The organism is uncultured Maribacter sp. (assembly GCF_963974015.1).
In the GTDB taxonomy this organism is placed as follows: domain Bacteria; phylum Bacteroidota; class Bacteroidia; order Flavobacteriales; family Flavobacteriaceae; genus Maribacter.
Map to the genome: position 1 here is coordinate 86575 of NZ_CAXBBZ010000005.1, position 22477 is coordinate 109051.

The following is a 22477-nucleotide window of genomic DNA, read 5'->3' on the forward strand; positions in this document are numbered from 1 at the left end:
GGTAATTTGAAATAGATTTTAGAAACTGTAGCGCTTAATTAGGTGGTGTGTAGATATGCTTTAAATGTATGGCAGTCGTTTCACATTTGAATTTGGCCGCTTCATTTAATTAAATAGAGTCTTTAGGACCTTAAAAAAGTATATTTGATCTTGTGTTTTTTGAAATACGCTTATAAATTATAATAAAATGCGAAAAATTATTTTCACCGTACTGGGTATTTTACTTATTGTAGTATCCTTCTTTTTATCTAAGGTTATTATCGATAGTAAAAAAACGTTCAAACCAAAATCTGAAAAAGTGGTTAAAACAGTTTTTACAGAGGTAGTTGAAAATGGTACAGTGCCTATTGTTGTATCTGCAAACGGTAATTTAACTGCGAAGCAACGAGTAGAATTATATGCTGAAGTTCAAGGTGTTTTTAAGAGAGGAAGTAAGCTTTTTAAAGAAGGGCAAGCTTTTCGGCAAGGCGAAACAGTTATAAGTATAGATGCTAATGAATATGCGGCAAGTGTACAATCTGCGAAAAGCAATCTGTTCAATCAACTTACGGCGGTTATGCCAGATTTACGTTTAGATTATCCAGAGATCTATTCGAAATGGCAAGATTACTTGACCAACTTTGATATGTCTAAAAGTACGCCTGCGCTTCCAGAATTGAATACTGAGAAAGAGAAATTCTTTATTTCGGGTAGAGGTATTTTAACCAGTTATTATAATGTAAAGAATTTAGAACAACGACTTTCTAAATACCGTATTGCCGCTCCTTTTTCTGGGATACTTACCGAAGCCTTGGTTACAGAAGGTACGTTAGTGCGGTCAGGTCAAAAATTAGGAGAATTTATTAATCCAGAGATATACGAGCTTGAAGTTTCAATTAGCAAGCGCTACACGGACCTTTTAAAGTTAGGTGAATCGGTAGAGCTTACCAATTTAGATGACAATACCAAGTATAAGGGTAAAGTTACTAGAATCAACGGTAATATTGATCAAGCAACACAAACCGTTAAGGCATATATAGAAGTAGATAATAAGAACTTACGTGAAGGCATGTACTTAGAGGCCAATTTAGATGCCAGAAAAGAGGAGAATGCTATTGAGGTCGATCGAAGTTTGCTTTTAGAAGGGAACAGAATATTTGTAGTACGTGATTCTGTTTTGGATATCATCGATGTGAACCCTGTTTATTTTTCAGATAAACGTGTAGTGCTAAAAGATGTGCCTAATGGCGTTACCATAATGTCTAAGCCGCTAAGTGGTGCTTATACAGGTATGGCAGTTAAAATTTACTCTGAACAACCAGAAAATACAAAAGAATAATGCGTAAACTGATAGAATACTTTATTCGGTATCATGTTGCCGTTAATGTAGTAGTAATTTCTTTTGCCCTATTTGGTATAGTAGGCGCAAAGGCTTTAAAATCATCTTTTTTTCCTTTAACGGATTCTAAGAATATTGCAATCACTATTACTTACCCAGGTGCTTCACCACAAGAGGTTGAAGAAGGCATTGTATTAAAGATAGAGGACAACCTTAAAGGCCTGCAAGGTGTTGATCGTGTTACTTCTACTTCTAGGGAGAATAGCGGTACCATTAATGTCGAAATAGAAAAGGGAGAGAATATCGACTTTATGCTATTAGAAGTTAAGAATGCGGTAGATAGGGTGCCAACTTTCCCTACCGGCATGGAACCTTTAATTGTGTCGAAACTAGAGGCCGTTCGTCAAACTATTGCTTTTGCTATAAGTGGTGAAAATATTCCTTTAGCCACCTTAAAGAGTGTAGGTCGACAAATTGAGAATGACCTTAGAGCAATGCAGGGTATTTCTCAAATAGAAATTTCAGGTTTTCCAGCAGAGGAAATTGAAATTGCCGTTAATGAAAATAACCTTTTGGCTTATGGTATTTCATTTACTGAGGTTGCAAATGCGGTAAGCAATGCCAATATTCTTGTGACCGGTGGTAATATAAAGACCGATGCGGAAGAATATTTGATACGAGCTAATAATCGTGCGTATTATGGTGATGAGCTAAACAATTTAGTTGTTAAGGCAGACCCTTCAGGTACGGTTATTCGTTTAAAAGATGTGGCTATCGTTAAAGACCGTTTTGCTGAATCGCCTAATGCAACCTATTTTGACGGTAATTTATCGGTAAGCACCACGATTACAAGTACCAATAACGAAGATTTAATATCCTCTGCAGAACAAGTAAAAGAATATATAGAAGATTTCAATGAAAAATACAACAATGTCAAGTTAGACATTGTGTCCGATCAGTCGACAACCCTTATTCAACGTACCCAATTATTGACGGAGAACGCTATCATGGGTATGTTATTGGTGCTGATTTTCTTGTCCTTGTTCTTAAACACAAGATTGGCATTTTGGGTAGCCTTCGGTTTACCGGTGGCATTCTTAGGCATGTTTGTTTTTGCTGGTTTCTTTGATGTAACCATCAATGTTTTATCTTTATTCGGTATGATAATCGTTATCGGTATTTTAGTAGATGATGGTATTGTGATCGCCGAGAATATTTATCAGCATTACGAGAAAGGCAAGTCGCCTGTACAGGCTGCTGTAGATGGCACTATGGAGGTATTGCCTCCGATTATTTCTGCGATTATTACTACAATATTAGCCTTTTCTATATTCCTGTTTTTAGATAGTAGGATAGGGGAGTTTTTTGGTGAGGTTTCTGTAATCGTTATTCTAACATTAGTAGTTTCATTGGTAGAAGCATTAATTATTCTACCTGCTCACTTGGCACACTCCAAAGCATTACAACCTTTAGATGATAAGCCAAAAAGCGGATTTGCTAAGGCATTTGCCAAACTACGTGTAATTAATGAGTTTGGTGATAAAATGATGGCGTGGATGCGCGATAAATTGTACTCGCCCGCATTACATTTTGCAATGAACTATAAAATTTTCGTCTTTAGTCTTTTCTTAGGGGCACTCATATTAACACTAGGTTCTGTAGGTGGTGGTGTTATTAGAACTGCATTTTTTCCAAGGATAGCGAGTGACAGGGTAGGTATAGAATTAGAAATGCCGAATGGTACTAATGAGAAAATTACAGACTCTATTATTTCCATGATTGAGGAAAAAGCAGAGATTGTAAATCAAGAATTGACAGAAAAATACTTAAAGGGCACCAATAAAATGCTTTTTGAGAATGTTATTAGACGTTTGGGTCCAGGTTCATCTACCGCCCAATTGAATATTAACCTTTTACCTGGTGAGGAAAGACCCGATGAGATTTCTTCAGATATGGTGACCAGAAGACTAGAAGAGCTCGTTGGGCCGGTTATTGGGGTTGAAAGTTTAATATATGGTTCAGGTGGAAACTTTGGTGGTTCTCCTGTATCAGTTTCACTGTTAGGTAATAATATTGAGGAGCTTAAAGCGGCAAAGGTTGAATTAAAGAACATTTTGTTGAATAACTCCAGATTAAAGGATATTTCTGACAATGACCCAGCTGGTATTAAAGAAATTCGATTGACCTTAAAAGAGAATGCGTATTTGCTAGGTCTAGACCTTCGTGCGGTAATGGCACAGGTACGATCAGGATTTTTCGGTGTACAGGCACAGCGTTTTCAACGATCGCAAGATGAAATTAGGGTGTGGGTAAGATATGAAAAAGATGAGCGTTCTTCGATTACCAATTTAGATGATATGCGAATTGTTACTCCTACAGGTGAACGTGTCCCGTTGAGTGAAATAGCGGACTATATTATTGAGCGCGGCGATGTTGCAATTAATAGATTAGAAGGCAGGCGTGAAATTCAAGTATCTGCAGACATGAAAGATGTAAAAGATAGTCCTACGGATATCATGACAGAAATTCAGAATGTCATCATGCCCGAAATAAACTCCAAGTACCCAACGGTTAATGCTTCCTATGAAGGACAGAATAGAGAGTTGGGTAAATTAACAGGGTCTTTGAAATTGGTTGGATTCACAGTTTTACTTTTAATATATATCACTATCGCTTTTACGTTTAGAAGCTTTAGTCAACCTTTAATGTTATTGCTTTTAGTGCCATTCAGTTTTACAGCTGTAGCATGGGGACACTGGATTCACGATTTTCCTATTAACGTACTATCGATTTTAGGTATCATTGCCTTAATTGGCATTATGGTGAATGACGGCTTGGTGCTAATTGGTAAGTTCAATTCTAACTTACGGGAAGGTATGACCTTTGACAATGCTATTTTCGAAGCGGGTAAATCTAGGTTCAGGGCAATTTTCCTCACCTCGATTACAACAATTGCAGGTTTGGCACCACTAATGTTAGAAACTAGCAGACAAGCACAATTCTTAAAACCAATGGCGATTTCTATTGCCTATGGTATTGGTATTGCCACCATACTAACGTTGTTAATGTTGCCACTATTCCTATCGTTTAGTAATAATCTGAAGGCTGGTAATAAAATGTTGGCTTCGGGTCATAAGATTACAAAAGAAGAAGTAGAAAGAGCCATTACCGAGCGTAAAGAAGCTGCACATCTAGAAGGTCAAAAGAATCATTCAATCGAAGATGAAAGTCATCACGATCATCTAGAAGTTGGTTCAAATATTCATTAGAAATTAGAAGTATAGTGTAATGATTAGATTACGATTCATCCATTTATTGTTGTTGTTATTCCCAGTTTGTACAGTATTCGCGCAAGAGAATACGCTCTCTAAAGAAGATGCGATAGCACTTGCCTTAAAAAATAATTTTGGGGTAGTAATTGCCAATAACAATTTAAAAATAGCCGATAATAACAAGAATATTTTAAATTCTGGCTATTTACCAAGTTTAACAGGTAATGCTGGTGGGTCATTTGATCAAAGCAATCAAGAAGCTACTTTTCAAGATGGTAGCGTCAGGGCTATTGATGGTGCCGAAACTACACGTTATAATGCTTCTTTGAATTTAAATTATACATTATTTGATGGTCTAGGTCGTTGGTATGATTATAAAAGGCTTAAGGAAGAATATGGTTTAAGCGAACTTGAAACAAGAGAAACCATAGAAACCACAATGATACAGCTATATACGGTATATTTTGAAGTGGCAAGACTTACTGAGAATATTAAGGTTTTAGAAGACACATTTTCAAATACCCAAAAGCGCTTACAACGTTCTGAATATAGTTTTGAATATGGGCAGGCAAATAAGTTAGATGTCTTGAATGCACAGGTAGATTTGGTCAACGATAGTATCAATCTAATGAATACAAGACAAACGTTTAGGAATACAAAACGAGATTTAAATCTATTGTTGAATCGAAATCTTGCAACCTCTTTTGAGGTCGATACTGTTATCGCTTTTGTAGATCCTATAAGTTTAGAAGAATTTTTAGATAAAGGTATTGCGAATAATGTAAGCGTATTACAGACCGAAAAAAATATCAGAATAAACGATTATGCTTATAAATCTAGTAAGTCTGTTTTTTTGCCGACGGTTGGCCTTACTGGCTCATATGGTTGGAACGAAGGAAATTTTCCTGCAACAAACTTTTTAGCTTCAAGTGTTTCAACAGGATTATCTGCCGGTTTGAATCTTACTTGGAACCTCTTTGATGGTGGTAGTAGTATTACACAGATAAAGAATGCAAAAATAGTTCTGGATAATCAAGAAACCATTAAAGAACAAATAGAGCAGGAGGTTTTAAGAGATGTGCAAAACGCCAAGGAAAATTACTTAAATAGATTACAGGTTTTTAGCTTGCAAGAACAAAATGTTGTAACGAACCAGAATAACTTTGAACGTTCTCGTGAACAATTTCAATTGGGAAGTATTACATCTATTGAGTTTAGACAGGCTCAAATTAATTTATTGAATGCGCAGACCAACAAGAATCTAGCAAAGTACGATGCTAAGTTGGCAGAGCTTCAGTTACTACAACTTGCGGGGCAATTATTAAATATTGAACTGTAACGGTTACTTAATACGGTAAGGTATGAACATGTATAACAAAAGAACAAATAGCGAGTTAATAGAGATTCTCTATCAACAGTCACTTCTTACGTTTGAATCTCAGTTAAGTTTAAGGGAGGAAATACAGAAACGTGATATTCAGGTAGATCTTAGTCCGTTAGAAACTTCCATTTCAAATAAACTGACTCAAATAAAGAATCTAGAATATTTGAAGGATTTCGGTTTTATAGCAGAAAAAAGCGCTGATGGCATTACCGTGACCAGAACGAAAAAGGCTATTTTTAACGATATCACTGCCATTATGTTAGGAGTGGTCGTTTTCTTGATCGGGGTGTACGGTTGTATAAACCTAGTGTTCACATTTATTAATGGCGACGAGTTAGATGTGTTTACATTGGCCTATAAGTTTGCCATTGCTGGCTGCATTTTTATTGGGATTGGATTTTTTAGCGGATTAAAACGGGTATTTGATTATACTGGTTTTGAGATTACAAATTTTAATGGCTTAATTACCTTAAAGAAACGTTTCGATGTTAAGTTAGAAGAGATTAAGGCAAATGCATCTGAAATATTTGTAGAGACCGATGAAGACACGTTATTTTTAAAGTTAGGTGACCAGACCATTTTAACTTCAAATGCCGAGAACTTGGTACAGACCCTTACACTAAAAGAATTGGCGAAATATTTGAAGGGGGCATAAATACGATGTACGAGCATTTTTTTCAATGTCCATATTGTTGGGAAGAAGTTTCTATGCTTCTCGACCCATCTATAACCCAACAGACCTATGTAGAAGATTGCGAAGTGTGTTGTAACCCAATAGAGTTAACGCCGCGTTTTGAGGATAATGAACTAATAGCGTTCGATGCTCAAAGTATAGAGCAGTAGTTAGTTGTTGAATTCTATTTTACCACCAAAAGTATCATCCTTATCAATAGTTTTCGGATTTCCGTATACGTGTATAGATCCACCGGCTTTTACTTTTGCAATAACTTTTTCACTTGCGTATACCTCGGCAATACCACCGCCTAAAACGATAACTGAAGTAGTTTTCGACTGTAAACCTTTATTGTACAGTTTGCCGCCGGTATTTATATTGGCATCTTGGTAATCAGTAGTACCAGAAAGCTTTAATTCACTTCCACTAGTACTTTTCGCATTAACCGTATTTACATCAAGATTTAAAGTAATCGTGGCAGCTTCTTGCGACCTAATTTCTATTGTCGAACTCTTTATCATTCCGCTAGAAACGATTCTTGCATTTTCGTTGGCATCGATCAAGGTTAATTCTTCAGTATAGTATAGTTTAGCATTAACGGTATTACCAGATAAAAACTCATTGATACCCATTTTAATTTTCAAGAGTCCGTTATTTTCGGAAATGCTCACATCCTCTTTATCTTCACCGCTCAGCACAAGTTTGTTTTCTTGACTTTTAATAAGGTTTACGGTAATTCGGTCATAAACCTTGAGCTCGCTAAATTTCTGTAAGGGAATAGTTACAGTGCTTTGTGCAAAACAAGAAAGCGTTGAACAGACAAAAAGAGTGAATAGTACAATTGGTTTCATGTGGCATTGGGTAATTGGTGCTTCAAAGTTACGCTACATTTCTGATTAATTTACAAAACTTGGTTTTCCATATTTTTTAAGAGGATTATAGGTAAAAGTTAAATAATGATAAGGTTTTCGCTCACGTTTTGCAGTTTCACTATCTTAAACAAGTAATTGTCCTTATTGCAGCGTATGAAAAAGAAATATGTATTACTGGCCCTGGTTGTAGCGTTAGGTATCGTTGGCTATGCTGGTGTTGAATATTTCCCAAAAACTGAAATTGAAGTGGTTTCTGAAACTTTGGATTCCATACCTACAAGGCGAGAACTACGAGGTAGCTTTTTTGAAAAACGAGAAATACTGGTAGTTTATGCCGCTAAGGATAGTCTGCTAAGTAACAAATATGAACAGATACTCAACGAGCTTTCGTTGCTAGAACCTACGAAGTCGTGGCGCAGTGCCAAAATTCTGTATAAGCGAGCTGATGAGGTTACTGAAGAAAACCTTAGGGAGAATGTTGTTTTTCTATTGGGTGCCCTTCAAGAGAATGAGGTACTGAGAAGATTTATAGACGAAACTCCCTTTAAGTTGAATACGAAGGAGTTGGAGATAGGCTCCAATAAGATTACAAATAAGAATTCTGTTTTATCGGTGAGTTTTTACCCTAATCCTCTAAGTCCCAAAATGCCATTTAGTTTTATGACAGGAACAGATGCGCAACAGGTATTTGATTTTTTTGCCGAAAAGGTTAAAGAAAACGGACAATCTTTTTACCGACAGAATCTTAACTATGAACTCTACAATGATAACGAACGTGTGGTCATGGGAGATTTTAATCAGGAATGGAAAACCGATGACAGTACGTTTTTTGATTTTTCTAAGGGAAACAAGGTGCTTCTCAATGCAGAAAAATATCAGTTCGTAAATCATAAAAATGCATTAAAACCAAAGGAAGTAAGAATTCTTGAGGAGCAAATAAAACGAAACACCTCAAAAGTATTTGCTTTTCTAAACAATGATGATTTTCCGAAAATCACCTATAATTTTTATAGTAACACAGAAGAAAAGGGCCTGATGACCGGTAATACGAGCCAAGCGCATTACGATACCTTGAATAATTCTGTTCACATTATTGCCAATAAAATATATAAGAACAATAACATTGGCAAGGATAATGAATTGCTGTTACGCCATCTATTAGGGGTTTCCGATAAAGATATTCTTACCTATGGCCTACCTATTTATTTTACCGATAAATGGCAAATGAAAGGTTACAAGTACTGGTCTGCACGATTGGCCGAATCGGATAATACCTTATCCGTAGCTGAACTGCTCGATAATTCATTTCTAGAAATGGAATCGTCTCTAATACGAGATTGCTTGGCAGGCTCTTTTGTAGATTTTTTAATGAAAACATGGGGTAAAGAATCCTTTTTGTCCCACTATAAAAATGTAGCACTATCTACCCAAGAAATAAAAGACTTAGAAGCAAAGTGGCAATTATATTTAAAAAACCTGTCAGATACCTATGTAAAAGAAAGTGTAGCTAAGAAAGGGATACCCTATTTAAAAGGATTCAATTTTGCTCATGAAGGTTACAGTATTTATAATGGCTATGGTTCTAAAAAGGCCACGGAATCGTTGTTGAAGCAAAAGTCTATGGGCAGTAATGCTATGGCCATTGTTCCCTATACCGGCATTAACAATATAAATGAAGCTACACCACTTCATTTTAGTAATAGTGCAGGCAGTGAAAATGATGAGGCCGTTGTTCATGCGCTATCAACTGCACATGATATGGGTATGTATACCATGTTAAAACCTCAAATTTATGTGGGTGGTAGTTGGCCTGGCGGCATTGAAATGCCTAGTGATGAAGAATGGGCTTTGTTTCATGATCATTATTATCGCTGGATTCGCCATTATGCTTTTTTAGCTGAAATACATGGTATGGATGCGCTTTGTATAGGCGTCGAATTTACAAAGGCAACATTGTCAAAACCTGAAACTTGGCGAAGTATGATCAAGAAAACAAGAGGCTTATTTTCAGGTCATCTTACCTATGCTGCCAATTGGGGAGAAGAATTTGAAAACATAGAGTTTTGGGATGATTTGGATTATATCGGCCTCAATTGCTATTACCCGTTGAGTAAGAACGATACTCCTACCGATAAGGAGATGAGCGAAAGTTTCGATTTGGTGAAAAAGAAGATTGAAAAGGTGTACGACCGTTTCGAAAAGCCCATCGTTTTTACCGAAATCGGATTCAGAAGTGTAGATGCCCCATGGAAGAATCCGCATGCAGAGGCCGATGAAAGTATTAATGAAGAAATGCAGGCACGTTGCTACGAAATCATCTTCAAGGGTATAGAGAACGAACCATGGTGCAAAGGTATACTATGGTGGAAGTTTCCAAGCTTTTTAGAGTACCGTGGTGAAGATAACAATGCTTTTACACCCAATAACAAATTGGCAGAGGAAACCGTGCGCAAATGGTTCACTAAATAGTTGATCCACTACCTATCTATTTAATCACTAATTCCTTTTCGGGAACGCCAAACTATCTGCTGGGTAAGTTTGTTTTAGATAATTCATCTGCGAATCTGCCCAATCAATAATCTTTTGCCGTTGTGCATCGGTCAAGTTAGCTTCTGGGTGAAGTCCAAAATAAGTGTACGAGGATAATGGCATTTCTTTTTCTTCGACCATCTCTTTGATTTCCTCTAGTTTATGATTTTGTACAAAGAGCGGTATGTTCGTGAATTCAGAAAAATTCAAATGTTTTTTACCGTCATTGACATGATCTGCTAAAAACCAGGCAGCAGGCTGCACATTCGAATACCAGGGATATTTGGTCGTGTTGCTATGGCAATCATAACACGATACCTGCATAATGTTTTCTACATCATTCGGTAGGGTGTATTTGGTTTGTATAGCGTAAGTTTCATTTCCTGAAATATTCTTTTCTGGTCGTATAAATTGAATGACGACAATAATGATTGCTAGGGCAATTCCTATTTTTTTCCACATGGTGCTACTGTTTTAAGGTTCAAGTTGTGTATATTAAAATTAAACAATTTTAATTATTTAGGCACTTCATTTTCAATGTATTAAAACTTCATTTCGGCCTAAGGTTGTTTTAGGTGGCAAAAAAGTCGGTTCGGTCATTAAATCTAATTTAGGGGAGTGATCCATGATATCTTTGGGGTATAGAAAAACAAGATCGTTTAAATATACATATCATGAAAAATATAAAAAAAGTAGCCGTAATAGCAGTAGTGGCCATCGGATTTTTATCCTTTAAAGGTATTCAACACCATGTAAAGGTTGAACAAGAAGTAAATGCACTTTTCGCGGATACGATAGCTTCTTTCGAGCAAAAAATGAAGGCTAACACTACACTTGCGGTGATAAACCCAAATGAGATTACGGTTATCGAAGAAGAAGAAACGGTGGAATTAGGTTTTGATGCGTTCGAGTATTTGCCGATCGAGTTTGATGCTTATTCAGATATGAACTTGACCGATAAAGATTTCGAAATCTTTGAAAACGAAGAAACGGTAGATTTAGGTTTTGATACTGCAGCGTATTTGCCTGCTGATTTCAATGCCTATACGCTTTAAGTAGTTAGTTTGGATTCGTTCAATTTGGTCTTCACTTAGGTGAGGACCATCGTGTTTGTAATATGGTAAACGAAATACGTTAATTAATGTACATTTGAAACATTCCATTTGAAAATAGAATACATGGCAATAACTAAAGTAAAACAGGGCGAGGTAATTAAAACGGCACTATTGGTGGGTATTCTGGTATCCTTGCCAAAAACCATTTATTTGTATAATGGTATTATGGATGGCAACCTCGATTTTTCTTTCTTGTGGATTGCAGATTTTCTATACCGATATATCTTCTTTTTCTTTTTCTCTTGGGGTGTATTGCAGTTGAATACCAATATTGATTTTGATGCTTATAATTGGTCATCACCGGTAAAATGGATTGTCATCATCAGTATCAATATAGCGGTGCTCTTGCTAGTGATATTTTTAATTAGTTCGCTGTACCCGCTCTGTTTTGAGAAGCAAATGAGTCTACGTGAAATTGGTTTTGTGAATTTTACGTTTATCAATTTGTCTTTCGTGCTATTCTTTATTGCTAGGTCATTAAGACTAAAAACAGATAGGCAAGATGATCGTATTGAGAACGAACAATTAAAACAGCAAAACTTAGAGAATGAGCTATCCGCATTAAAAAATCAAATAGACCCTCATTTCTTGTTCAATTCCCTAAACTCGTTGACCTCTTTAATTCGAGAAAATGAAAAAGCGACTCAGTTCGTAAAAAAACTGTCCTATATGTACCGCTATATTTTGCAGAGTAGCGATACGAATCTGGTACAAGTAAAGGAAGAATTAAAGTTTTTAGAAAGCTATTCATACTTGATGGAAACACGTTATCGCGACCGTTTAAATATTGAAGTTAATATTGATGCCCCGTTGTTAGAGCGTGAGTTGCCTCCTTTGGCATTGCAGTCATTGGTAGAGAATTCGGTAAAACATAATGAAATATCCTCTACAAACCCCTTGACCGTTAAAGTGTATTCTAAAGGGGAATCTATTGTTATCGAAAACCCAATTCGTGGTCGTAGTACTTTGGCAGAAGGCACCGGAACAGGCTTAATGAATCTTAAAAAACGATATGCGCTTTTATTAAAACATCAGATAAAAGTCACCACCGATAATGATATCTTTAAAGTAGAACTACCGCTAAACTAAACGGCATGAATGTAATTATTGTAGAAGACGAGCTTGCCGCCAGTGAAAACCTTTCGTATTTGCTTACCAAAATAAATCCGAAAATTGAGGTAATTGCTGTTTTGGACACGGTTACGGCTACAGTCGATTATTTCTCGAAACCGCATGATGGTGTTTTGGTTTTTATGGATATTCATTTAGCGGACGGTATTTCGTTCGAAATTTTTGACCAGGTAGATATACATATTCCTATCATATTTACTACGGCCTATGATCAATATGCCCTAAAGGCATTTAAAGTGAATAGTATCGACTATTTATTGAAACCCATTGATGAAGAAGAACTGTCAGATGCTTTAGATCGATTTGAAGCGCAGATTCAAAAAAAGGGGATAGATGAAAATCAGATGCAAAGTTTACTGCAGCTTATTCAAAAGAAGGAAACTAATTTCAAGCAGACCTTTTTAGTGGGTATGGGCGACCAATTGCTACCTGTGAAAACAAATGATATCGCCTATTTTTTTATAGATACGGGCGTAGTGAAAGCAGTAACGGTTCACGATAAATCGTATGTATTAGATGTAAAATTAGAAGACATCGAAGTGGCACTGGACCCAACTGTCTTTTATAGGGCCAACAGGCAGTTTATTCTTCGACGGGAAGCTATTGTTACCATCAAATTTCATTTCAATAGTAAGTTATTGGTTGAGGTGCAGCCCGCCTGTAGCGAGCGTATAGTGGTAAGTAAGGCCAAAGCGTCGGACTTTAAAAACTGGATGGGTTCATAAGAGGTCGGTAATTATTTTTGGAACCCTGCTTAGTGGGTCTGTTTCCTTTTTTAGGAATATAGACATTTATCATCTTTCAATAGCCTTGGTAATCAAATCTATAATTGTATTATTGGGTATAACATCTATGGTCAAGTTAATACGGTCGGTGGTGCCATTATTGATTACCTGGTGCGGATCTGTTAATCGAAGATACCAACATTCGCCCATTTCCATTGGTACCACAGCGTCATTCAAGATAAACGAGACACCTTCATTGGTATGAATGGGTATCGTAAGCCGTATCATCGATTTTTCTTCCTCTAAGGCCAAGGTGGGGTCTGTATGCTCTTTAACTACCGAATTTGGCGCTAAGAATAATAGCCTTACCAAATTTACGGTGGTGTATTGGCTGAACATATCGACTATACTTGTTAGATAAGGCGATTTTTCTAAAAAAGAGGTATTCATCCAATCGGTCCAAGAGCCGTCCGCATAATCGTTTGCCGGTGGTGGGTAAGGTAATGATGTGTCTACCAGATGGGCCGGCGCACGTAAAGATAGCACCTTGTAATATTCGTACTGGTCATTTTGTAAGGCTTGTGCCTCGGCGAGCATCTTATCTACATCGAAGGTAAAAGGCAATCGTATGCTATCCCTAAACGTTTTCTTAAGTTCCATATGTTATTTGCCATTTTGGGCTACTGATGAGCAGCGGTCCATTTTATTTTATTAGGTTGACCACAAGTAGGGTCAAAACTTGTTTTGCGGTCAGGTTGTCTTTATTGGATACAACGGCATTACCGTAACCATTTCTTCATTTTTGGAAATTCTTCTTTGGTACACAGCGACATCCATTCTAAAAGCGGTAAGCCCATATAATTTTTACTACTGAATTGTTCAATGAGCCATTGAGAGTCCTCTTTGTACCCACCGGGATGAAAGACAATATCCAAGTCCAACTGCAAATGATGTGCTGCGGCATACGACCATAGTATAGCTGCTATTTCATCACCGTCGGTTGGCCAATCGGCCGATATTTTCGGTGTGCCAATGAATGGTCTGCTCGTTTCTTCCGTTACCGCAATATGGCCTGCCTCATGTAAGAGGTCTCCCGGATATTTCAATTGTTCCAAATCCATAAAAATGGTACCGCCCTCAATTCGCAGTCCGGGCAAAAACGTGTCAGTAGGTAAACTTTTCTCAACTACCGATATGTGGATCGAGTTAAGAAAATTTACAATACGTGCTAGTAGCTGTGGTTCGGTATTCACTGTTCTAAAGCTACGAATTTATTTAGTCTGATCAGCTATGGTCTTTGGCGTATTACACGTATGGCATTGAGTAGGCGTAGACGCGATCGGTACTAAGACCGGATACCGAACTTGGGAATATTTTTCATGTTCTCGTAAGGTATTTTGGCCAACGGTATTACGCTTCTATTTTATCGATCATCTCCTTAAAAAGGCCTAATAGGAATTTCAGTTTACCGGCATCGCCAGCAGCGGTAAATTTTTGGTTCTCGATTTTTACACCGTACCAATCTTCCTTTCCATTATCGTTACGGATCCATGGTAGGTTCATGGTCGCTATAGAAGTATTCGAAATATCGATTTCTACTTCCCACCCTGGGTTATCCAAGGTGGTTATTTGAATTACCTCGCCATGTTCCCAATGGCCGTCGCAATTATCCTTAAACCAATCTTGTATCCAATCTAAAATGTCCATTTATAGTTTTGTTGCTTAGCTTATTTATGTTTTTTAGCGTTACGGTTCGGTATATGAGACATACCTAGTGCTACTCATCGATCGTAGAATCGGGTAATTCTAAAATGGTGGAAGTCGATAAGGCATTACCGGCAATACCTTTAATAGAGCCAAAGAGTACATTTATATTTTCTTGTACGCCCCAAATCTGCTTTTCACGAACGGCAAAATTCTTGAACGCCGCTTTCTTTTCATAGTTCAATTGCTTGATCATAGAATCGTAGTTCTCGACAATTCTATTGATATTCTGCACGAACTCGTTACTGGTTAAATACGAGTAGAGCAGCTCCATCTTATCGCCTTTGTTTTCGTCAGACGATTTTATCGATTGGGTTTTCAATAACAACTCCCGCAACACTAACGACACACTTTTTACCTCGTTAAAACCGCAGATCCACACGCCATTCTTTTCTCCGAAGCGGTCCATGTCCGGCGGAAAGGTCTCGGTAACGATTACCGCAATATCGGCCTTGCAGTTAATTTGGTCTTGCTTTAGTTTATTGATCCAATCGTTACTGAAATTCTTGGTACGTTTGCTCTCGTATACAATAGAGCCACAGGTTTGTTGTATCGAGTTTATAACGGTCTGTACGCAATCTGCGCCACGAACCCCTTTACCGACCTCATCGATTTCATCGAAAGGGTAGGTGGCCCTTAAAAGCTCTTCAAGTGCCAATTCTTGTACCTCACCTTGCATTTGCATAGAACCTTGCTCGGCCTTACGCTTCATTTCATCAATTAGCTTTCTTTGGTCGTCCAGTTGCTTTTGGTATTCCTTCTCTTTCAGCGCCATCGACTCACGTTCTTTGGCCTTGGCTTTTTCCTCTATTTCGGTCTGTTTCTCGAGCAATTCTTTTTGAACGTTCAGTTTAAGGTCTTCGGCCTTTTCCTTTAGTTCGTTCTCCCGTTTCAGTAAATCGATTTCTTGCGAACGCAGGGCCCTGTTTTCCTCTTTCTTTTTCTCGTTCTCTTGCTGTAGGGCTTTTAGTTGTTGCTCAAAAGTTTCGTTGGTCAGTTTCTGTATTTTCTCCGATTCTTTGGCAAGGCGTTGTTCAAGCTTTTCTTTGAACAGTTCGTTCTCTTTTTCCTTTTTCTTTTCGAACTCCTCTTTTTCTAGGGCAAGCTTACCGCGTTCTTTATTGAATATCTCGGCCTGCTCAGCAACTTTACGCTCATATTCGGCTTTAAAATGCGCTTGCATTTTACCCGAAAGTGCTTCTTCTACATCAAATTCGTGCCCACAATTAGGGCATTTTATTTTATCTACCATGGTTGTTCAATAGGTTTTCGTGGTGGTTACCCTCGTCGTTCGAGTAAGAAATAAGACCAGTGTATAAAGATATAAACCTATATACGGTTAAGCAATAGTATGCCCTATAGTTTTCAACACTTCGCCAAGAAGATACCCAATGCACGGTGCTATATATTTTTTGAAATACTGACAAATGTCATATGTTGCCTTGTCATGGAATAATAAATTTGTTCGAATATAAATCACCGACCTATGATATCACAGATGATACCACTTGTTAACTGGAGCTACGGCGTTATTCTAATTGCCGTTTTCGGAGCCGTATGTTTAGGGCTTGTACTTATCGTACTTAGTTTAATGAAGAACGATAAGAAAAAGCAAGAGTAGCAGCTTGGGTTTTTTATATGCTACAAACAACGATAGTTTACTCAGATTCCCATTAGCGTATTTCAATGTTGCCCTGCTTATTGATACAACACATATCTCGGTGGTACCAGCCCATTTAACCGCATAGATACCAACATTTGTGCCCTGTGGTGGGTAATATGGTCTGCCAATAGCATAAAGATTTGCCGTTTACTTCTGTTCAACCCAAAATAATCTAGCTCATCATTTAATTGCGCAGGTTCAACATCTTGTAATAGTGTAATGGCTTCGGTAAAGGTTTGGTCGATACGTGCCATCATTTCTGCCTTTGTTTTATGGGCAGGTTTAAATACGGTATCGGTTTGGTATACACGTGCTGCTCTGTCGCCTATGAGTGACTGACTATGCCAATCTAGCGCAAAACCGATATGCATTAAATTTTCTGAAAAACTTAAGGACTCTTCTGTTACTTTATAATCGTATTTCTCTGCAGGCATTAGTTCTGCCACAAGCAACAAGTAGGTACGTGAGTTTTCTAAACGCTCAATGGAGTCTTCAATGAAGTGGTCTTGTTGGGCGAGGAGTGGGGTAGTGGTTAGGCTAAAAAATAATAGCGTTGCAAGAATGAGTGTCTGTTTCATGGTATTCAATATATTTAATAATCAACAGGGTATATAATAAAACTATCATGAACTTCTTTTGTTGGGGTATCTCCCAATGCTGTTAGAGCGCTTGAAAGTTCTTTTAATGTTGGCACGCTTAAAGGAAGTTGGTGTTCTTTCGGCTGGTACATCGTTTCCACTGGGTAGTCAATACCGGGTGTTTGTGTCATTTCAATGTGGTTGCCAAGTATTGTTGAAACCTCATTAGTGTCAGTGAATTTCACAAGTCGTTCAATACTCATTTTAAAAACATTCCAATCGTTTACGTACAACCTACCTGGGTAAACTGTATCTCCGGTCAATAGAATTTTCGTTGCCGTATCATAGACCGCAATCGAAGAAGCTTGATGCCCAGGTATCGGTATTATTTTTAGTAATCGATTGCCTAAATCAAATTCTACAATTTCGTTAGGCCAATTAGAGATGGTATAAAAGTTCTTTACCTCTTCAACTTCAAGACCGACAACCGTTGTATTTGGTTTCCCTTTAAACTGACCATCTGCTGCATAGTGGTCTCCATGTTTATGCGTATGCGCTACAATTAATTCAACGTCTCCATTTTTTTCAGACCAGTCGCTAATTAGTTCATGCACTGTTTTATAAAGCGGGAAAATGTCATCATCTTTCGTAGCACCCGTATCCATTAATAACGCTTTATCCTCGCCAATAAAAAGATACATGAAAGGCGCTTCATAATTTGCGCATTTGTTTTGACGTAAAACCCACGTAGTGCTAGTGTATTGCACCACCTGAATTGGTGGGTCAGTAGTATCTTCACAGTTTTCAGAACCATGAATCCAATTTTGAGTAGTTAAATCAACGGGTTTTTCAATGAAGTTGTCTTGTTGGGCTAAAAGGGGAGCCGTTGTTAATAGGAGGAAAGCAATTACAATGAGGTTTCTTTTCATGATGATTGATTTTCATTGAGTCTTTAACGGTCTTGTGTATGAAACGTAGCGTGTAAAAAGATGCTAACTTTTCGGATTTAGCACGAGCCGAATTTTTAATTTTTATGTTTAATTTTCCTGTCTAAATATAACAAAATTAAAAATTCGGTGTACTTTGTAAATATACACAAACCTCTCGAAAAGCTTGTAATAGCTATGTTTTATACACGGTGTTACCTGCTGGCTTTTTATCTGCTCATAAATTTCCCAATAATATCATTCGGCATAGTCGGTGACGAATCATCTTTTAAAAGCCCAGTTTCGGCTCGACTAAATAATGCTTGCATAATCAGTTGTTTTTCCTCTTTTTCTACTTTAGAATCTTTTAACAGCGATAAGTAGAAATAAGTCAAAGTATGTCTTTCCTCACAATCACGTGCCAAATGAAAAGAACTGAACATAACTTTTGTAACAGCTTTTATTGCAAATGCCATAAAAGATATAAAGGTGATATAGATTATTGACCATCTAATTGCTGCACTTTTATCTCCATTAAAGAACGATTCATAAATTTGCTCTGGTGCTGTCCAAAGCAACTTGCCTAAAGAGAAAACAACAATTAGAACAAGTCCAACTAAAACTCCTAAAGCAATCCAACCTTGTTTCTTTAATTTTTTGGCTCTTTTTGACCAGTATAAAGCAGGTTCTTCAAGCTTTAGCTTTTCTTTATAAGTATCTTCGAGTTCTTTTAATCGTTCATCAGATTTGTTGCTAAACTCTTCAAATTCTCCTTTTGTATTTATAAACCAATCAGAGTATGTTTTTTCTTTATCTTCTTTAAATTCATCTAAAGATGTGCCAAATTCCTCATACTTTGCTGTACTATTTTTTAGGTGTTCGACAAGTTCACTATCTAATTTTGGTAGACTATTTTGAAAATCATTTCTTAATTTAGACAGAGATGATTTTTCTTTGTTTCTTCTTTCAGTAATTAGCGTTGAGTCTTTTAATGTAAACTCATACGCTAATAAATATCCATTAAAATTATCTTTAACAGCTATGTTTTGGTTTAGATTTCCAGTAAGATATGTATATGCTCCAATAAATGACTGGGTATGATTCTTATAGACGTCAATTAAAAATTCTGTCTCTGGGCAATCAGAAGTGAAGTGAATTCCTGTATGGCTTTGAATTTGATTTTTTGGATTTCTAAAATGACTGTCTAAATTCGAATCATTTTCTTGACTTCCGTAAGAATTTATAAAACTTATTAGTTGGTTTTCTATAAATTCAAAATGCTTTTTTGATACAAGTAATTCATTTGGTAAGTTTTCAGATAATTTTTCCCAACCTTTGATTTGTTGACTTACAAATCTGTGTATATGTCCGAAACCTTTAAAATCAAAACTCAAATTAAGATGAGTATACCTCAAGTTGATTTCAGCTGAATTGAACCATTTTGTGTTTTTTGTTTCCGATAATATTTTTCTAAATTCAGTTTGCGTCATAGTTTTTCAGCTTGCAGGTAACGTACGAGTATAGGTACAATTACATATACTTATTAATATCAAGCTATATATGTAATAGTACCTAAATCTATTTTATGAGCTAAAGTGGTAGGGGAGTCTACTTTGCTTGGTCTACTGCAAGGTAAAGAAGAATGTGGTATATTTTCTTACGGGTTACCGTAAAGTTGTAAGAAAACAGCATTTTTATGTTACGAAAATGGTGAGTGGGTGTATGATGATTTTGGTACAGAAGACCAAACCAAAACGTTAACCGTTTTTTGCGCTATGTGCTATAGGTGGTGTTCGTAAATGGCGTTTTTTCCAAACCACGAATTTTTGCGAATTGCACCGTCTTTGATGGTTAACTATTCATTTTTCATGTTATATACAACTTTGTTGTGTGCAGTTTTTGAAGTATTAATAGCCCGCTAGTTTTATTATTTCATTTGGCATAAGGTCGCTTAACTCTAAAATAGTTTTCCCAGACTGGGTCATTGCTTTTCTTGCCAAAAAATTTCCAGTTCTATAGCCTATATATGTTCTGCCATCAGGGTGTTCACCCATTACCCACTCTGAGTAACTTGCATCTAGAGGAAGTGCCAAAATCTCTTTTACCCAACTATCGGCCTCCTTAGGATAGGAGTTTACCTCATTTATGTTTCCTGTATAGATTTCCGTAAACGCAACTGCCAAACCTTCATTAACCATTGCATTAGGGATTCCATAACTAAATTTGTTATCTTGAATCGCCCAGCCTCGAGACAAGTGGTGGAATTCGTGAAAAATAGTAGACTTGATACCTTGATATGTCGAATCGATTACTCCACCCTTATAATTATTTGATATTTGCACTAGAACAAGAGGTGGACTGTTGGTTTCTGTTCTGCCAGTTACTCCATTCACAATATCAAGATTCCAATCTACATTTTCAACAATAACTTGTATACTATCTGGTAGATTAGGTAATAGCTTGCGAACCTCTTCTTCTGATTTGCGTATAACGTTACTGATGAATTCTTTTTGTGATTCGGTAAATTTGAGAGTGTCTTCTTGAAAGACAACATCTACTTTCGCTATGGGTGATTTCTTCGCTTTAGAATTGCAGGATATAACACCTAATATTGGGATAATTAAAATAAGGCTTCTAAGAATATTCATTTTGTCTTTTAACATGAAGACGACACAAAAGCTGTAATGTTACCACAGAGGCGTTGTGTGCTCTCATAGCACACAACAAAAGAATATAGCAACTGTTAATGATATCTGTAGATATTTAAGCGTATGGCTACTAGTAGCTATAGCGTGTTTGTCTATGGTTTGTTGCGTTTTTTAAGTACTTAATTTAGCAAATACAAACCGAATATAAAATCCTAGAGGATTTTCGTAAGTAGGCTAGAACTAACAATAAATTATATAAGGTGTTGTGCTTTCGTTATTTAATATTTCCATTTTGATTCTTTTAAAAATGCATCTTTTAATTGAGATGAAGATTTTAAAAGCGTTTTAACATTTACACCAAACGAATGACCAAACCAGAGCGAAGCAATGTTTTTTATATTAGAGTGATTTTCATTGTTATGTGGCAAATTGCAATTTCACTAATTGTTGATGAGTCCAAGTTGCCTTAGAATTCCTGCTGAATCATAGTAATCACGACCTTCAACAACCTTTCCATCTGTGACACGCATTACACTGCAATAGCGAACTTTTACCTTTCTTCCAGTGGGAGCGAAAGTGCCTTGGCTGGTCTTAAGAGGCCCGGTGTGGGTGCCACGATTGATAAACTCTACAACAGCCCAATCACCTTGAGTAATAACGTTTACTATCTTGCATTCCCCATCAGGGAACGCTTTACGCCAGCGATAGTAATCATGCTTATAAGCTTCTGGACCGGGTTGCGCTTCATCTCGGGCAACATCTTCAAACTGACAATTATCGGCAATAACAGCAGCGCCTCGGTCTGGGTCTTTCATATCCCACGATTCGTGAAAAATTCGTACAACTCTTTCTGTTTCAGTCATTGTGCTCAAACTCTATTTTCGGTGGCGGTGAATATTAATTTCTTCATTATTGAGTTTGTTGTTTTGCATTATCGCTAATGTTTATGTCTAAGGATTCGTTGTCTGAAAATCCGCTAGGGTTTTCAGATTAAGCAATACTAATAGCCTCAGTTAGTTCTTTGATCAAGTTCACTTTGGATTATAATAAGCGTATTTTCAATTTTGTTCTTCAGACTTGAATAATAATTTGAATTCAGGAAGGATCCAGTAAGAAAAAAGAAGGTTAGTTGATTGTCAAATTCAATATTCTGTAATAGCACTAGACTAGATAACTTAAAATTACTGTTAGGGATATCCAAACTAAATTTATTATTTCCTAATGCATTTATATAGGACTTTCTGCCATTACCCCATTTATTCATTAAATCAATCAATTTATACCGAGGTTTGGAATGTTCTTCTTCCTGAAACAAGACGCTGGTAAGGACTCCATCCCATGAGGCCAGATTTAGTCGCAGCTCCCTATTAGAAATGATACTTAGTTTCCCAGAGTTGACCAACTCAATTAGAGTACCTGGACTAGGGCGGTATTGAATTTCAGAAAAAATAGTGCGATACATTAAAGAATCAAATACTTTTTCAGTAAAATTTGGATCATCAGTTCCCATTTTACCTAAAAGTCCATGAGCCATCTCCAAACCTCGCTTATTTAGTTTCATTACTCGTTCTACCTCTTTGAGGTTATTTGAGAATTCATCATGAAGGGCATTTAGATAAATTACTTCGGTGTCCTTAACCTTGTCAATCTCATTCAAATTATTTAACTGAAGTGCAATTAAAATCCCAATGACCACAAGTACAATTTCACCAATGGCATAAAGTAGATATTTACTGAACTTATTTTCAGTTACTAACTTTTGTCTAATTTTTCTAAAGAATTTTATCATTGGTTAATGGTTGGTCATAATGTCACGTCCTAAAATACGGCTACAGATTAATATTAGTTTTAAGCACCTAATTTAACAAATACAAACCGA

22 protein-coding genes are annotated in these 22477 nt (G+C 36.8%); 10 read left to right on the top strand and 12 right to left on the bottom strand.

The window, feature by feature from the left end; translation table 11 throughout:
• Nucleotides 1–187 precede the first annotated feature (187 nt).
• From AACZ41_RS09975 to AACZ41_RS09995, 5 genes are read left to right on the top strand one after another with little or no spacing between them, the layout of a single operon-like run.
• Nucleotides 188–1318: an HlyD family efflux transporter periplasmic adaptor subunit gene (locus AACZ41_RS09975; protein ID WP_339628284.1), complete on the top strand. Its 1131-nt coding sequence runs from the start codon at nt 188–190 to the stop codon at nt 1316–1318.
• Entirely contained in the window at nt 1318–4587 is a 3270-nt protein-coding gene (locus tag AACZ41_RS09980) for an efflux RND transporter permease subunit (protein WP_339628285.1), read from the top strand. Before AACZ41_RS09975 ends, AACZ41_RS09980 begins: the two co-directional genes overlap by 1 nt.
• Nucleotides 4588–4606: 19 nt before the next feature.
• Nucleotides 4607–5929 (top strand): TolC family protein, encoded by a 1323-nt coding sequence (locus AACZ41_RS09985; RefSeq protein ID WP_339628286.1) that lies wholly within the window; start codon nt 4607–4609, stop codon nt 5927–5929.
• Nucleotides 5930–5951: 22 nt separating this feature from the next.
• Complete coding sequence (locus AACZ41_RS09990; protein ID WP_339628287.1) at nt 5952–6629, top strand: hypothetical protein; 678 nt, start codon at nt 5952–5954, stop codon at nt 6627–6629.
• Between the two features lie 5 nt (nt 6630–6634).
• The gene (locus AACZ41_RS09995) at nt 6635–6817 is read left to right on the top strand and encodes a CPXCG motif-containing cysteine-rich protein (protein WP_091620402.1); all 183 of its coding nucleotides are present in this window, start codon (nt 6635–6637) and stop codon (nt 6815–6817) included.
• Here AACZ41_RS09995 and AACZ41_RS10000 read toward each other — a convergent pair whose 3' ends face one another.
• Nucleotides 6818–7498 carry a head GIN domain-containing protein gene (locus AACZ41_RS10000; protein WP_339628288.1) on the bottom strand — a complete coding sequence of 227 codons (681 nt, stop codon included), beginning with the start codon at nt 7496–7498 and terminating at the stop codon, nt 6818–6820.
• A gap of 174 nt (nt 7499–7672) precedes the next feature.
• Here AACZ41_RS10000 and AACZ41_RS10005 point away from each other — a divergent pair, with 174 nt between their 5' ends.
• Nucleotides 7673–9988, top strand: coding sequence for a hypothetical protein (locus AACZ41_RS10005; protein WP_339628289.1), 2316 nt, complete (start codon nt 7673–7675; stop codon nt 9986–9988).
• A gap of 27 nt (nt 9989–10015) precedes the next feature.
• On the opposite strand, the gene AACZ41_RS10010 is transcribed toward AACZ41_RS10005, so the two are convergent.
• Complete coding sequence (locus AACZ41_RS10010) at nt 10016–10510, bottom strand: heme-binding domain-containing protein (protein ID WP_339628290.1); 495 nt, start codon at nt 10508–10510, stop codon at nt 10016–10018.
• 212 nt (nt 10511–10722) lie between these two features.
• Here AACZ41_RS10010 and AACZ41_RS10015 point away from each other — a divergent pair, with 212 nt between their 5' ends.
• The 3 genes from AACZ41_RS10015 to AACZ41_RS10025 all read left to right on the top strand — a co-directional run bounded on the left by AACZ41_RS10015 (nt 10723) and on the right by AACZ41_RS10025 (nt 13019).
• Nucleotides 10723–11103 (top strand): hypothetical protein, encoded by a 381-nt coding sequence (locus AACZ41_RS10015; RefSeq protein ID WP_339628291.1) that lies wholly within the window; start codon nt 10723–10725, stop codon nt 11101–11103.
• Between the two features lie 123 nt (nt 11104–11226).
• Nucleotides 11227–12252 (top strand): histidine kinase, encoded by a 1026-nt coding sequence (locus AACZ41_RS10020; RefSeq protein ID WP_339628292.1) that lies wholly within the window; start codon nt 11227–11229, stop codon nt 12250–12252.
• A gap of 5 nt (nt 12253–12257) precedes the next feature.
• Nucleotides 12258–13019: a LytTR family DNA-binding domain-containing protein gene (locus tag AACZ41_RS10025; protein WP_339628293.1), complete on the top strand. Its 762-nt coding sequence runs from the start codon at nt 12258–12260 to the stop codon at nt 13017–13019.
• A gap of 69 nt (nt 13020–13088) precedes the next feature.
• On the opposite strand, the gene AACZ41_RS10030 is transcribed toward AACZ41_RS10025, so the two are convergent.
• The 4 genes from AACZ41_RS10030 to AACZ41_RS10045 form a co-directional block, all read right to left on the bottom strand.
• Nucleotides 13089–13679, bottom strand: coding sequence for an aspartyl/asparaginyl beta-hydroxylase domain-containing protein (locus tag AACZ41_RS10030; RefSeq protein WP_339628295.1), 591 nt, complete (start codon nt 13677–13679; stop codon nt 13089–13091).
• A gap of 119 nt (nt 13680–13798) precedes the next feature.
• Nucleotides 13799–14272 carry a hypothetical protein gene (locus AACZ41_RS10035; RefSeq protein ID WP_339628296.1) on the bottom strand — a complete coding sequence of 158 codons (474 nt, stop codon included), beginning with the start codon at nt 14270–14272 and terminating at the stop codon, nt 13799–13801.
• 157 nt (nt 14273–14429) lie between these two features.
• Nucleotides 14430–14726, bottom strand: a complete 297-nt coding sequence (locus AACZ41_RS10040) for an immunity 53 family protein (protein WP_339628297.1) — start codon at nt 14724–14726, stop codon at nt 14430–14432.
• Nucleotides 14727–14796: 70 nt separating this feature from the next.
• Complete coding sequence (locus AACZ41_RS10045) at nt 14797–16035, bottom strand: DUF2130 domain-containing protein (RefSeq protein ID WP_339628298.1); 1239 nt, start codon at nt 16033–16035, stop codon at nt 14797–14799.
• A 234-nt stretch (nt 16036–16269) separates the two neighbouring features.
• Here AACZ41_RS10045 and AACZ41_RS10050 point away from each other — a divergent pair, with 234 nt between their 5' ends.
• A complete protein-coding gene (locus tag AACZ41_RS10050) occupies nt 16270–16404 on the top strand; it encodes a hypothetical protein (RefSeq protein WP_339628299.1) in 135 nt (44 codons plus the stop codon).
• A 77-nt stretch (nt 16405–16481) separates the two neighbouring features.
• Here AACZ41_RS10050 and AACZ41_RS10055 read toward each other — a convergent pair whose 3' ends face one another.
• The 6 genes from AACZ41_RS10055 to AACZ41_RS10080 all read right to left on the bottom strand — a co-directional run bounded on the left by AACZ41_RS10055 (nt 16482) and on the right by AACZ41_RS10080 (nt 22387).
• Nucleotides 16482–17024: a DinB family protein gene (locus tag AACZ41_RS10055; protein WP_339628300.1), complete on the bottom strand. Its 543-nt coding sequence runs from the start codon at nt 17022–17024 to the stop codon at nt 16482–16484.
• A gap of 14 nt (nt 17025–17038) precedes the next feature.
• Nucleotides 17039–17953 (bottom strand): MBL fold metallo-hydrolase, encoded by a 915-nt coding sequence (locus tag AACZ41_RS10060; RefSeq protein WP_339628302.1) that lies wholly within the window; start codon nt 17951–17953, stop codon nt 17039–17041.
• Between the two features lie 227 nt (nt 17954–18180).
• The gene (locus AACZ41_RS10065) at nt 18181–19440 is read right to left on the bottom strand and encodes a DUF6161 domain-containing protein (protein ID WP_339628303.1); all 1260 of its coding nucleotides are present in this window, start codon (nt 19438–19440) and stop codon (nt 18181–18183) included.
• Between the two features lie 417 nt (nt 19441–19857).
• Nucleotides 19858–20598, bottom strand: a complete 741-nt coding sequence (locus AACZ41_RS10070) for a DUF2268 domain-containing putative Zn-dependent protease (protein ID WP_339628305.1) — start codon at nt 20596–20598, stop codon at nt 19858–19860.
• 440 nt (nt 20599–21038) lie between these two features.
• A complete protein-coding gene (locus AACZ41_RS10075) occupies nt 21039–21461 on the bottom strand; it encodes an ester cyclase (RefSeq protein WP_339628404.1) in 423 nt (140 codons plus the stop codon).
• A gap of 146 nt (nt 21462–21607) precedes the next feature.
• Entirely contained in the window at nt 21608–22387 is a 780-nt protein-coding gene (locus AACZ41_RS10080) for a DUF6090 family protein (protein WP_339628306.1), read from the bottom strand.
• Nucleotides 22388–22477: the final 90 nt, after the last annotated feature.